Source organism: Paraburkholderia sp. J67 (genome assembly GCF_905220265.1).
Lineage (GTDB): Bacteria > Pseudomonadota > Gammaproteobacteria > Burkholderiales > Burkholderiaceae > Paraburkholderia.
This window is the reverse complement of sequence record NZ_CAJMZK010000027.1, coordinates 66544-79670: the sequence shown is the minus strand read 5'-3', so window position 1 is coordinate 79670 and position 13127 is coordinate 66544. Positions and strand designations below refer to the sequence as shown.

The following is a 13127-nucleotide window of genomic DNA, read 5'->3' as shown; positions in this document are numbered from 1 at the left end:
ATCTAGTAATCAGGAATCCTTATATTGCCGCGGAAAAACATCGCTTGCGACGCTTGCTATCACAGTCAATCGTGGCGATTTTTAATTTGCATTACAGTCGTTATGCCAACCCGGAAAAATGCTAACGCTTGCAAACGGTCCTGCATAGCCCGAAACGATCGGTGTAAACACCTAACACCCGCACAACTCGTTGTATCTGCGGAACATAACCACTAGATATATGATTACAGTCGTGACGTATAATTGCATCGACGGCCTGAAACTCTGCGATGCAGACCCTCAACTGCTGCAACTCAACCTTTCCGGTAGCCCATGTCCCACTCGACGATCATCCACCGCCGCGATCTGGAATTCCAGCTCTTCGAGCTATTCGAAGCCGAGGCGCTGACACAACGGCCACGCTTTGCCGAACACAATCGTGAAACTTTCGTCGCCGCGCTCGACCTCGCGCACACGATTGCCGAGGAAAAATTCGCACCGCACAACCGGCTCAGCGACGAGCACGAACCGCAATTCGACGGCGAGCGCGTGTCGATGATTCCGGAAGTGCGCGAAGCCGTGCGCGCGTACAGCGAGGCGGGGTTGATCGCCGCGGGCAAGGATTACGACCAGGGCGGCATGCAGTTGCCCGCACTCGTTTCCCACGCGTGCCATTCGCTGTTCAAGAGCGCCAACATCGCGACGAGCTCGTACGTGGGGCTCACGATTGGCAATGCAAACGTGATCGATCGCTTCGGCACGCCCGCACAGAAGCGCAAGTATCTGCAGGCGCTGCTGGAAGGCCGCTTTTTCGGTACGATGGCGCTGACCGAGCCGCAGGCGGGATCGAGCCTCGCCGATCTGACCACGCGCGCGGTGCCGAACCCCGACGGCACGTACTCGATCACCGGCAACAAGATCTTTATTTCAGGCGGAGATCACGAGCTCGCCGAGAACATCGTCCATCTGGTGCTCGCGCGCATTCCCGGCGCGCCGCCTGGGGTGAAGGGCATTTCGCTTTTCACCGTGCCGAAGTATCACGTGAACGACGACGGCACACTGGGCGAGCGCAACGACGTCGCACTCGCGGGGCTGATCCACAAGATGGGCTGGCGCGGCACCACGTCGACGATGCTGTCGTTCGGCGAGCGCGGCGCATGCATCGGCGAGATCGTCGGCGAGCCGCATCGCGGCCTCGCGTGCATGTTCCAGATGATGAACGAGGCGCGTATCGGCGTCGGGATGGGCGCAACGATGCTCGGGTACCGCGGCTATCTCGCGTCGCTGCAGTACGCGCGCGAGCGTCGCCAGGGGCGCCTGCCCGAAGAGAAACGGCCGGACGTTCCGCAGGTACCGTTGATCGAGCACACGGACGTGCGCCGCATGCTGCTCGCGCAGAAGGCGTACGTCGAAGGCGGCTATTCGCTGTGTCTGTATGCCGCGCGGCTCGTCGACGAGCTGCGAACCGCCGATGACGACACCACGCGCGCCGAAGCCGGACTGCTGCTCGATCTGCTGACGCCGGTGGTCAAGTCGTGGCCGTCCCAGTGGTGCCTCGAGGCGAACAGCCTCGCGATCCAGATTCACGGCGGCTACGGTTACACCCGCGAATATCCGGTCGAACAGTTCTACCGCGACAACCGCTTGAACCTGATACACGAAGGCACGCACGGCGTTCAGGGTCTCGACCTGCTCGGCCGCAAGATTTCCATACACGACGGGCGCGTCATCGGGCTACTTGCGCGCGAGATCAATCGCACCGTGCGGGAGGCTGTCGAGACGCCTGCGCTAGCGGAGGAAGCGCACGCGCTAGCGCAGGGCTGGCATGAAATGGGCGAGACACTTGCAGTATTACGCCCGGCGCTCGCCGAACATGCGGCGCGGGTGCTCGCGCAGGCGAATGCATTTCTCGAGGTGTTCGGGCACACCGTGGTCGCGTGGCTGTGGCTGCGCCAGGGACTCACAGCCGCTCGTGCGCTGCCGAATGCGACGGACGACGACATCAGGTTCTATCGCGGCAAGCTCCAGACCTGTCAATGGTTCTTCCGCTGCGAATTGCCGAAGATGCAGTCGCATCATGCGCTGCTGCGCCGTCTCGACGACACGACGCTCAATATGGCTCCCGACTGGTTCTGACTGCTCCATAGCGGCGACCTCCTTTCAAATGCATGGACTTTAGGCAAAGGTATAACGATGGTACAACTAACAAGACTTTCCAGCCTGACCGCCACTCAGGACGACGTCATCGCGGTGCTCGAACGCGATGGCGGCGTGATTATCGAAGACTTCCTCACGAGCGAGGATCTCGCCGGAATCAAGGCGGATCTCTTTCCCCTCCTCGAGCAGCAGCCGGTTGGACGAGACAGCTTTTCTGGCGACCGCACGCGGCGCCTGTCGCGCCTCTTCGCGCGCACGCGCCACCTCGCGAAAATGGCCACGCATCCGCTATATCTGCCCGTGGCCGAGCACTTTCTGTGCAAGCCGCGCGAAGTCTGGGTCGGCGACAAACGCCTCACGCTGAACGCTGGTGTGCGCATCGGCGTCACGCAGGCCATCCAGATCGGCCCGGGCCAGGCGGCGCAACCCCTGCATCGCGACGACACGGCCTTCATGTGGCGTCATCCCACAGGAGGCCGCGAAGGGCGCGTCCAGATCATGTGCGCGGCCACCGACTTTACCGCCGAAAATGGTGGCACACTCGTCATTCCGGGCAGCCATGTCTGGGACGACGAGCGCAAGCCCGACTTGTCCGAAGCCTGCCCGACCGTCATGAAGGCAGGGTCGGCGCTGATCTTTCTTGGATCGACCTATCACGCGGGCGGCGCGAATCGCACGCAAGCGGAATTTCGCACAGCCGTGGGCATGGCGCTCGACGCTGCGAATGTGCGCCAGGAAGAGAACATGTATCTCTCGCTTACCCCGAACGAGGTCGCGAGTTATCCCGAGCAGATCCAGCGACTCCTGGGCTGGTCCGCAGGCGATAACCACATGGGTTGGGTGGAGGTCGACGGACAGATGGTCGATCCGATCCGGCTGCTAGGCGATCTGGAGCGTGCGACGATCATGGGTGTCGGCGCCAACAATCACTGATGCTTGAAGCCAGGGTGAGGATGACTTCTCAATGCGTCCATTGAGAAATCGTTCGCCACTGCGATACCAGGCGAAGAACTGCGTTTCCCCGTCCGCCCTCATCCAGCGCTATACAGGCCGCGCTCGTCGCGTTTGACCTTACCATCCTCAAGCATCTCGGCCAGATGCTGCGTGATCGTGCGCGTTTCGGCGGACACGGCCCACTGGCTCTCATAACCTTGCGGATACAGCACCCGAAGCTCGACCAGTTGCTCCAGCGTCTTCGGCGACTCGTTCAGATACGTCAGCAGACGCTGTTCGCGCGCGTCCATCTTCGCCGCAAACGCGGCAAGGTCGCGCAGGAAGTGCGCGCGATCGGTATAGACACCACGATGGTGTGAGGTCACCCAGATCTTTGCCGGGATCTCGGGCAGCCGGGCGAGGCTGCGGCGAAAGTCGTGCAGGCTTGAGCACGCATCGCCGTAGTACGGTCCGAAGCCGGTCAGATCGATGTCGCCAATGAAGGCCACGCCTTCCGGTTCAACCACCAGAACACAATGGCCGGCTGTGTGACCGGGCATATGGAACGCGCGAATCCGCGTTTTGCCGAGCTCCCACGTTGCGCCGTCGGCATAGCCTCGCGCATCCGGCCGCGGCGCATAAAAAAAGTCGCACTGAAGCATCGCCAGCATCGCCGACGCGTCCCGCGTTGCATTGCCGTACGCGGCAAACATGCCGTCCCAGCTACAGATCGCGGGCAAATCGGCCTCGTGCACGTAGACCTCGGCGCGGGGAATGCGGTGCAACCCGGTCATATGGTCTTCGTGCACGTGCCCCATCACCACCAGTTCCGTCGCGTCGAACTCGGGTCCAATGTAGTTCGATACCAGGGGCGTATCAAAGGCGGCGCGAATGTCCGACCCACGTATCAGCACCTGGTTGCCATCAGGGTATTTCCCGTTCTTCTCGCCGAACAACACCGAAACGCGGCCAAAGTCGACGCGCGCGATCGGTATGCGAGGAGCGGTGTTGCCAGGAGCAAGGTTCATGCGATCGATTCCTTTGTTCGTGCGGGCGCTGTACGCCCGCCGTACGGGCCCTCTCCATGTGACCGCCGATGACTAGATTGTCATGCCGCCGTCGACCACGATGCACTCGCCGTTCGTGTAGCTCGACGCGCCCGATACCAGATACAGCACCGTGCCCGCCATCTCCTTCGGTTCGGCATGCCGGCGCAACGGAATGCCGCCAACGAGGCGCCCAACGATTTCGGCATCTTCGAACAGGGCTCCGGCGAATTTGGTCTTCGTGAAGCCGGGCAGCAACGCATTCACGCGAATGCCGAATGGCCCGCACTCCTTCGCGAAGGCTTTCGTCATATTCACGACGGCCGCCTTCGTGATCGAGTAAATGCCTTGCCGATCCCCCGGCTGCAGCGCATTGACCGACGCGGTATTGGCGATCGCGCCGCCGCCTTGCGCCCTCATCAGCTTGCCGGCCTCGATCGACATGAAGAAGTAGCCGCGAATGTTGACCTCGACCGTCTTGTTGTATGCGCCGATGTCCGTATCGAGAACGTGCCCGAAATAAGGATTCGCTGCTGCGTTGTTGACCAGAATATCGAGGCGGCCGTGCCTTGCACGGATCGTTTCGAAGGTGGCCCCAATGTCTTCCATCTTGCCGACATGGCACGCCAGTGCCTCCGCACTGCCCCCGGATTGGACGATCTCGTCGGCGACTGTCCTGCAATCCTCGATTTTGCGGCTCGACACAATTACATGCGCGCCTTGCGCCGCGAGCAATCGCGCAATCTCTTCGCCAATACCTCGGCTCGCGCCGGTTACCAATGCAATCTTGCCCGTCAGGTTGAACATATCCGGTGTCATCGACTTCGCTTTTGTAGAGTCATTTTACGAAGATGCCTGGCGGCCATCGCAGGCGGCAGCGGCGCGTGCTGCGCGATCCACCTTGTCGTCCATCCGTCCCAGCATCGACATCGCGCCGTTGACGGCACACCACCGCAGCGGCTCCGGCAGCGTGGTCGGGGTTTTATGGTGCAATCCGGCCAGTAACGCCGGCTCTTCGCCGCGAATGCGTTCGGCCAGCAACCGCCCCACGAGCGACTGCGCGCCCACGCCATGCCCTGAGCAACCAGCGGCATAGAACACGTTCTGTCGCTCTCCCGTTGCGCCGACGACGGGCAACGCGTCTCCCGCCACGCTGATATAGCCGCTCCAGCAAGCACGAACCGTGAGCTCCTTGAGTGTCGGGAAGCGCTCGCGAAATGCCCGTATCAGCGCAAGATACGCTGCGCTGTCCGGAATATTCGGTGTGCGCGAGCCAAATGCATAGCGCACCCGCTTGGTCGTGGTCACGAGCGTGTTACGCGCCGTCAAACGATGACTCTCCATCTTGCGGTGCGCGGTCACGATGCCCTCGCGGTTCGGCCAACGCAGTTGCGCCAGTTGCTCCGGCGAGAGTGGTTCGGTCTCGATGGCCGAGACACGCATCGGTACCACCTTGTTTTCAAGCAGGCCCAGTTGAGGCGTGTAGGCATTGGTGGCGAGCACCATGAACTGCGCACGCGCGATGCCCCGTGGCGTTCGCACCTCGACGATGCGGCCTGTCGTCCACGACTGCACCTCCGTGTTCTCGTAGAGCATCACGCCCGCCTCGAGCGCCACGCGGCGCAATCCCATGACATATTTGCCGGGGTCCAGCGTGCCGCCGCGCTTGATGTAGCTGCCGAACAGAAACGCGGGCGGAATGCCTCGCGCGCGCATCGCCGCCCAATCGAGGAATTGCATTTTGATGCCGAAATCCGCGGCCTTGCGTATATTTTCCCGAATGTTTGCTTCGTGCACCGGATGAATGCCCGCGCGAATCAACCCCGAATCGATGTAGTCGCAGTCGATGCCGTGCTCATCGAGCATCCCTTCGACGTGACTGACACCCGCTTCGAAGTAGTCGACGATCTTCTGCGTTTGTTCGCTGCCAATGCGGTCGAGAAAGAGATCGAACTTCGCCCCCGATCCGCCCGCGAGGTAGCCCGCATTCCGTCCGCTTGCGCCAAACCCCGCGAACTCGCGCTCGATCACGACGACTTTGGCGCCCTGCTGCGCCAGCGCAATTGCTGCATTTAGCCCGGCAAATCCGGCACCGACGATGATCACATCCGCGTTGACCTCGCCCTCGAGTTCGCGCTGCAGATCTAGCGGCCCCTCGACCCATCCGCCAATCGTGCGATATTTCCCGTGCGCTGCGTCCGTTTGCGCTCGCGAGGCGAAATCGCCGCCGGAGCCTTTGTCGACAGGGGGCTTGCCCATCCCGGCGTAGCCGGCATTCAGTTCTATAACCATGATCGATACACTCGAGTGAAAATATCTTAGCGCGCCCGCAGGACACCGTCCTGCGAGAACAAGATTGGCGCGCCGGAAGCGTTTGCCAGGACCGCGGTCAAGGTCGCGCGATCGGCGCGCTGCGAGATTTCGGGTGCTGAGCCGGCGGCACGCTGATTCAGCACTAACCCATCCAGCCCAACGCCCACCAGCCGATCGCCGACTGCTACGAGGTCGGTGATCGAGCTCTTCGTCCCCGAGCTCACTGGCGACCAGGTCGCCCCGCCATCGCGGCTTTCTAACAGGCTGCCGAGCAAGCCGCCGACGACGATCCGGCCGTCGGGCAGCGCAACACCCGTCCATAGCGACCCCTTGCCGCCTGTAGCCAGGTAGGTCCAGTCCGCGCCGTCGTTTGCGGACTTCAGCACCGTCCCCAGTTCGGAGACCATATAGAGCGAGCCGTGATGGTCGGAGAAGATGTGGTAGAGATTGCGGTCCGCCTTCCCGCCTCCTGGTGGCTTCGGCAACGTCGTTTTCATCCATGTCTTGCCGCCGTCGTGCGTCGCGAGCATCAGCGACCACAAGCCCACGGCAATGCCGTCCTGCGGGCTCGTGAAGACCACGGAAAAGAGCGGCTGGTCGACCGAGCTGTCCATGCGCTGCCGGCTCCAGGTTTCGCCGCCGTCGCTCGTCGCCAGAATCACGCCCCATTGGCCGACGGCCCAGCCATGCTGCGCATCCAAGAAGGTCACGGCGGACAGCGTGGCCGATACCGGCACCTGGCGCGCCTGCCGATAGGTGTTGCCGTCGTCGTCGGAGAGCAGAACGAGACCGTGCTCGCCCACGGCGACGACGCGCTTGCCGGCCCGTGTCGCGTCCAGCAGCATCATGTGCGCCGGGTCGGTCCAGGCATGGGCAGGCATCGCGCTCCATTCGCTCACCGTACCCGGCGCTTCTGCAAAGGCGGCCGCCGTTACGCAGAGCGCGGCGGCCGCAATCAGTGTCTTGATCATGAAGGAGTCTCCGTGATTGTGCGGGCGTCAGTGGCTAAAGAGGCCCGGGGCGCGCGCGGGCTTGCTGCGCGGAAACCAGCGCTCGAGCACCGACGCCAGCGCGGGCAATGCCGTCATCGCCATCAGCAGATTGACGAGGAACATGAACGCCAGCAGCTTGCCCATGTCGGCTTGGAATTTCAGCGCGGAGAAGCTCCATGTCGCCACGCCAATCGCCAGTGTGATCGCGGTGAAGATCGTTGCGACGCCAACTTCCAGCATCGCGTGCTGCACCGCCTTCACGATGTGCTGGCCGCTCGCGAGATGCACCTGCAAGCGGTTGTAGATGTAGAACGCGTAGTCGACACCGATGCCCACCGCGAGCACCATCACCGGCAGCGTCGCGACCGTGAGCCCGATCTGCAGTTCCTTCATGAACCAGTAGCCGATGAAGGTCGCCACGGAAAGCGGCGCGCAGCATGCCAGCATCGCGCGCCAATCGCGATACGCGAGGAACACGAGAATCAGGATGGCCGCGTAGACATACAACATCATGGGCAGCTCGCTCTTCGCCACTTCGTCGTTAGTGGCCGCCAGCACGCCCGCGTTGCCCGCGGCGAGGCGCACCGTGAGGCCGGGGAAGGCGTGCGAAGCGCGGTATTGCTTCACGTCGTCGAGAATCCGGTTGATCGTCGTGGCCTTGTGATCGGCAAGGAACAGATGGACGGCGGTCATGCTGCAATCGTCTTTCATGAAACCCTTCACGCGCGCGACGTCGACCGACACCGCCCCATAGTTCTCGGGGTCGATCGGAATGACATTCATCTTGGGATAGTCCTCGTTGTAGCCCTGGTTGTACGCGCGCAGCATCGACGGATACGACTGCACCGACACCACGCCTGGCTCCGTGCGCATCGCGGCGGCAAAGTCGTCTTCGTACAACCCGACCGCCGGGTTATCGCATGCCTTGCCGTTCGACTCGATCGCGACCGTGAGCCAGTCCAGTCCCATGTCGTAGTTGTGCGCGATTGACGTCGCGTCCCGATTGAAGCGCGCATCCGCGCGCAGTTCCGGCGCGCCAGGCTGCAGCGTGCCGATCACGCGGTCGCGGCTTTGCCACGCGGCGAGCCCGAATATCACCACCGTCAACGCGAGCGTGAGCGCGGCGTATCTCGGCTCGGCTACGCGCGCCAGCACACGCAGCGGCTTCGCGCGCTGCTGAGCGCGCTTGAGCGAATTGTCCGCGTAGGTCTTCGTGAAGTTGAAGCACGAGGCGGCGACCGGCAGCAGGATCAGGTTCGTCACGATCTTGTACGCCACGCCGAGCGACGCCGTGATCGCCAACTCACGCACCATCGGAATCGGGATCAGCAGCAGTGTGATGAACGATACGAACGCGGTCACGAGCGCCAGCACGCCCGGTATCAGCAGACCGCTGAAGCTGTGGCGCGCGGCGTCGAACGAGCTATGGCCGTGCGCAATCTCGCGCACGATGAAGTTGACCTGCTGCACGCCGTGCGATACGCCAATTGCGAACACGAGGAACGGCACCAGCACCGCGAGCGGATCGAGGCCGAAGCCCAGCAGCTTCAGGGTGCCGAACTGCCAGACGAGCGAAGTCAGCGAGCAGGCAATCAGCAGTACCGTGAAGCGCACCGAATGGCAATACCAGTAGACCGCTAGCGCGGTCAGCAGCAGCGCGATCGCGCAAAAGCCGAGCACCGCCTTCGCGCCATCAGCAATGTCACCGATCTGTTTCGCGAAGCCGATGATCTGCACTTCATAGCCGGCGTCCTCGAACGGCTTGCGAATGTTCGCTTCGAGCAGGTGATTGAACGTCACGTAATCGAGCACCTTTCCGGAGCGGTCACGCTCGTTCAATTCGGCCGTGATCATCGCGCTGTCTTCGCTGTGCGAGACGAGCGTGCCGACATAGCCGCCGAGCGTGGTTGCACGACGGATCTTCTTCACGATCTCCGGGGTCAACTGCTCGGGCGTGACGTTGCCCGAGATGATCGGCTCCGCGCGAAAGCCTTCGTCGGTAATCTCGTTCACGTAGGCGTTCGGCGTCCAGAGCGACTGCACGCCGATGCGGTCCACGTTCGGCAAATACGTGACCGCCTGCGTCAACTCGTTTAGACGCGTGAGCCCCTCCTTCGTCCAGATCGAGCCGTGGCGCGCCTTCACGACGACGGTGATGCGGTTCGCACCGAGCAGGTCGTTGCGGTACTTCTGGAACGTCTGGATGTACTCGTGGCCAATCGGCATTTGTTTTTCGAAGCCGGCGTCCATGCGCAACTGCACCGCAAACACTGCCATCACAACGGTGAACAGACCGATCACGCCGAGCACGATCGCACGATGGCCGAAGAAAGACCTTTCCAGACCGCGGACTAGACGATTTAACACGACATTACCCCTTCAAGTATTTCGACGGCGCACGACCTGCGCCGCCCTCCACTGGCTCATCGGTCAGAAGTTTCGGGTGACGAACATCCCCACGAAGTTGCGATCCGCATAGGGCTGCCCCACCGTGTTGTGCCCGCCCCAGAACAGCGTGTAGTTGATGCCCGCCTGCCAGACGGTGGGGTTCTGGTTGAACAACACGTAGAGGTTCAACGATTTCGCGCCCTGCAGGTAATTCGCGGTCAACGTGGGCGTATAGCCGTAGAGACCATCGGCAAAGGTGAGGCCAGGCGTGACCTGCCAACCGGGAATCAGACTGCCGTCATAGGTCCAGTTGAAATCGACCGTCGCACCGACCGAACTCGACGTGCCCTGCGCCATGGCAATCGGGTAGCCGAGGCTCGAGCCGTTGTTCAACCAGGTCAGATAGCCCGCCTGCGGCACCTGTGTGACCTGCTGGCCGTTGACCGTGCGCGTCACGCCGCTCGAGCTCAGGCCCGGGTAGTAGATCCACGTGAGCTCCCACGTCAGCGCCGCGGCGTCCGCGCCGATCAGCTTCAGGAACGGATAATCGCTGCGTGTCAGCGCGAGGATGCCGTTGATGTCGTACTGAAGCTTCTTCATGTCGGCCCATTGCTGGCAGTTGACGCCCGACACGCCGTTGGTGTTCAGGTCGAGCGGACCTCCCGCACCATAGCAACTCGACAGTGAGACCGCATCGTGCGGCCGATACGACAATTCCGTGCCGATCGCCCAGTCGCCGAGCGCGAAGTTCGCGCTGGCGCCGAAGAGCTGACGATTCTGCAGATACGACCAGTCCAGCGTGCCGTTGGCCAGCGACGACAGCACGGGCGACTTGTCGGTATAGTTTTCGTAGTAGAAAGCGAAGTTCGCATCGAACGAGCGCGGCGCATAGTTGAACTTCACGCCAAACTGCGGATGGTACTTCGACGGCGCCTGCCAGTTGACGGGCAGACCGATATCATTCCAGGGCGGCCCGGCAAACTCGCCGCTCACGAGACCGGTGTTGATCCCGTTGAGCACGTTCTGGTTGCCGCTGCCCGGCCCCGCGATCGTGCCTGCGCTGGGACCGGCCACGTTGAAATTGGTTGTACTGATCGTAGCCGGATCTGTCCCGCGCCCCAGAATGTTCGTGGTCGACCAGAACGAACCGACCGGCGGATAGCGATTCCCGTTCCATTGGAACTGATAGTAATCCTCAGTACTGAAGCCATGTCCCAGATCCGCGGCAAAGCTCAACATCGGTGCGGGCAGCAATGCCTGCTTGAGCTGCGAGCCCGGGATCAGCAGCTTCTGGATGTCGAGCGAGTTGGTCGCATTGATGCCGCTGCTGGCAAAGATGCTCTCGCCCCAGTTGATCACCTGGTTGCCCAGACGCACGTGCGCGTTCTGCCCGTTGATCGTGAAATCCTTTTCGCCCCACAGATCGAGCAATTGCGCATCGTACACAACCTGCGCGGAAGCCGTGCTGGAAAGGGGCGTGCGGTTCGTGTCGCCCGCGAGGAAGTCGTACATGCCCGTACCACGGACCATGAACTTCAGCCCTTCGCTCGGCATCGTCAGCAGCAACTCGCTGGTCGCGCTCACGTAAGTGCTGAACGGCTGTCCCTTGCGGTAGTTCAGATCGCCGTCGTCGCCGAATCCCCATTGATTGGTGTTGGCTGCGGCCCCGCAGCCGAATGCGTTCGGGTCGCCGGTCAGCGAGCAACTCGGGCTCTTCGTCCGAATCCCCGCGCCTGCCGTGATGTTGCTCACCAACGACCCCGTGAGGTCGTTCATGCCCGTCGTGAAATCGTAGCCGTGGGCATTCGACGTTGCCGCCGCCAGAACGGCTACCGAAATTGCAGGACATCTAAATTTAATGGTCTTTCTCATCATGTCTCACCCTACCCGCGCTCAATGAGAGCGCGCGTCACCGTCGCGCGCTCCTCCCCCTCCCGGTGCAACGAAGCTCAACGCTCGCTGACCGACCTCAGCGATTCCGAAGTGAAGAAGTCCACCTTGAAGCGCGGGTCGTTGACCTGTTCGTACCAGCGAATGTCTTTACCCTGGCCGATTGTCGATTGATCGAATACGTAGCGGCCGTCGATCAGGTCATACTGAACGAACGGCTGGGTGTCGCATGCGCCGCCGAGTTCATACACCGGGATCGGATAGCTTTCTCGTACCTTCCAAAGCTTGCCCTGCGCGTCGTAGTCTTCTCCCACAAGCGCGAGCCAGCTGTCTTCGTCCAGATAGAAGACTTTCTTCGAATCGACGTGGCGCGCGTTGGACTTGAGCGTCGCTTCGATCACCCAGACGCGATGCACCTCATAGCGCCGGTTGTTGGCAGCGATACCATCGGGCGTAGCGACGTCGTGCAGTTTCTCGTCGAACTTGTACATGCCAAACGAGTTGTACGGCACGATCATCTCGCGCTTGCCGACGAGCTTCCAGTCGAAACGGTCGATCGGGCCGAAGAACATGTCGGCTTCATCCATCAGATACTGATTTTCCATCCCGATGATGGGCGCATCGTGCATGTACGCGGGCATGCGTCGCACACGACGCTGGCCTGGGAAGTAGTAGTAGGTCTCCGGGTCCTTGTCGAAAAACTGCCGCTGTACAAAAGCCTGTCCCGCCAATGCGGGCGGCGACTGGATCGTGTAGAACGCGCCCTGAATGAGCTGATCGACGTCTTGGAGTGTGGTCTTCCCGGGCTTGCCCCATGGGAGATACACGATCTGCGGTGCCGCAGCATCGATCCATTCGTTGCCGCCGGGGCGCGGCGAGACGACGGTCGTCATCACCGGCCAGTCGGTGCCTTCACCGCGGTAACGAATCAGGTAATTCCAGATCGCTTCGGCGCCGCTTTTCGGCTGGGGGAACGGCACGGCTGGGAGGATCGCGGACTGGATGTTGTTGCCGCTCGCATCGAGCTTCGCCGTGTTGAGATCCGCCGTCGAGTTCTGTTGGACGAAGTCCGGCAACTGGCATTCGCGATGTGACGGATAGACGTCCATCCGATAGCCCTTCTTCTGCTTGATCAGCTGAACCTGACCCGGAGAGAGCATCGCAGCATACTTGTCGACATTGGAAGCGTCGATCGAATACAGCAGCTTTTCGTTGCGATGCTTCCAGAAGTCGCCACGGAACTTGCCATACGACCACGCGGAATCCGGCGCCTGCCGCCCCACGTACGCAGGCACGGCACCGTCCTTGCTGGCTGAGCGGTCGCCGCCCTCCGGCGTAAGATCTTCCGCCGCGGCGGCAGAGCCGACAACGAGCGACATCGCGATGGCGATTGCAGAGAATGCTCTGAGCTTGCACGTATTCATTTGTC

Annotated in this window: 9 protein-coding genes; 2 read left to right on the top strand and 7 right to left on the bottom strand. The window is 61.8% G+C overall.

What is annotated here, in order from left to right:
• Positions 1–312: 312 nt before the first annotated feature.
• Entirely contained in the window at positions 313–2115 is a 1803-nt protein-coding gene (locus U5782_RS32975; protein ID WP_321845089.1) for an acyl-CoA dehydrogenase, read from the top strand.
• 57 nt (positions 2116–2172) lie between these two features.
• On the top strand, positions 2173–3069 hold the full coding sequence (locus U5782_RS32970; RefSeq protein WP_321845088.1) for a phytanoyl-CoA dioxygenase family protein: 897 nt from the start codon (positions 2173–2175) through the stop codon (positions 3067–3069).
• Between the two features lie 98 nt (positions 3070–3167).
• Here U5782_RS32970 and U5782_RS32965 read toward each other — a convergent pair whose 3' ends face one another.
• From U5782_RS32965 to U5782_RS32935, 7 genes are all read right to left on the bottom strand, one after another.
• The gene (locus U5782_RS32965) at positions 3168–4097 is read right to left on the bottom strand and encodes an MBL fold metallo-hydrolase (protein ID WP_322048053.1); all 930 of its coding nucleotides are present in this window, start codon (positions 4095–4097) and stop codon (positions 3168–3170) included.
• A gap of 72 nt (positions 4098–4169) precedes the next feature.
• A complete protein-coding gene (locus U5782_RS32960) occupies positions 4170–4934 on the bottom strand; it encodes an SDR family oxidoreductase (RefSeq protein WP_322048052.1) in 765 nt (254 codons plus the stop codon).
• A gap of 24 nt (positions 4935–4958) precedes the next feature.
• Entirely contained in the window at positions 4959–6407 is a 1449-nt protein-coding gene (locus tag U5782_RS32955; RefSeq protein ID WP_322048051.1) for an NAD(P)/FAD-dependent oxidoreductase, read from the bottom strand.
• A 26-nt stretch (positions 6408–6433) separates the two neighbouring features.
• Complete coding sequence (locus U5782_RS32950) at positions 6434–7399, bottom strand: WD40/YVTN/BNR-like repeat-containing protein (RefSeq protein ID WP_322048050.1); 966 nt, start codon at positions 7397–7399, stop codon at positions 6434–6436.
• A 27-nt stretch (positions 7400–7426) separates the two neighbouring features.
• Positions 7427–9787: an efflux RND transporter permease subunit gene (locus U5782_RS32945; protein WP_321845080.1), complete on the bottom strand. Its 2361-nt coding sequence runs from the start codon at positions 9785–9787 to the stop codon at positions 7427–7429.
• Positions 9788–9850: 63 nt separating this feature from the next.
• The gene (locus U5782_RS32940; RefSeq protein ID WP_322048049.1) at positions 9851–11680 is read right to left on the bottom strand and encodes a DUF1302 domain-containing protein; all 1830 of its coding nucleotides are present in this window, start codon (positions 11678–11680) and stop codon (positions 9851–9853) included.
• A 77-nt stretch (positions 11681–11757) separates the two neighbouring features.
• The gene (locus tag U5782_RS32935) at positions 11758–13122 is read right to left on the bottom strand and encodes a DUF1329 domain-containing protein (RefSeq protein WP_321845077.1); all 1365 of its coding nucleotides are present in this window, start codon (positions 13120–13122) and stop codon (positions 11758–11760) included.
• Positions 13123–13127: the final 5 nt, after the last annotated feature.

Bases quoted from the DNA above. Each gene is read 5' to 3' on its own strand.
- U5782_RS32950 (WP_322048050.1), bottom strand. From the start codon at position 7,399: ATGATCAAGACACTGATTGCGGCCGCCGCGCTCTGCGTAACGGCGGCC.
- U5782_RS32970 (WP_321845088.1), top strand. From the start codon at position 2,173: ATGGTACAACTAACAAGACTTTCCAGCCTGACCGCCACTCAGGACGAC.
- U5782_RS32965 (WP_322048053.1), bottom strand. From the start codon at position 4,097: ATGAACCTTGCTCCTGGCAACACCGCTCCTCGCATACCGATCGCGCGC.
- U5782_RS32955 (WP_322048051.1), bottom strand. From the start codon at position 6,407: ATGGTTATAGAACTGAATGCCGGCTACGCCGGGATGGGCAAGCCCCCT.
- U5782_RS32960 (WP_322048052.1), bottom strand. From the start codon at position 4,934: ATGACACCGGATATGTTCAACCTGACGGGCAAGATTGCATTGGTAACC.
- U5782_RS32940 (WP_322048049.1), bottom strand. From the start codon at position 11,680: ATGAGAAAGACCATTAAATTTAGATGTCCTGCAATTTCGGTAGCCGTT.
- U5782_RS32935 (WP_321845077.1), bottom strand. From the start codon at position 13,122: ATGAATACGTGCAAGCTCAGAGCATTCTCTGCAATCGCCATCGCGATG.
- U5782_RS32975 (WP_321845089.1), top strand. From the start codon at position 313: ATGTCCCACTCGACGATCATCCACCGCCGCGATCTGGAATTCCAGCTC.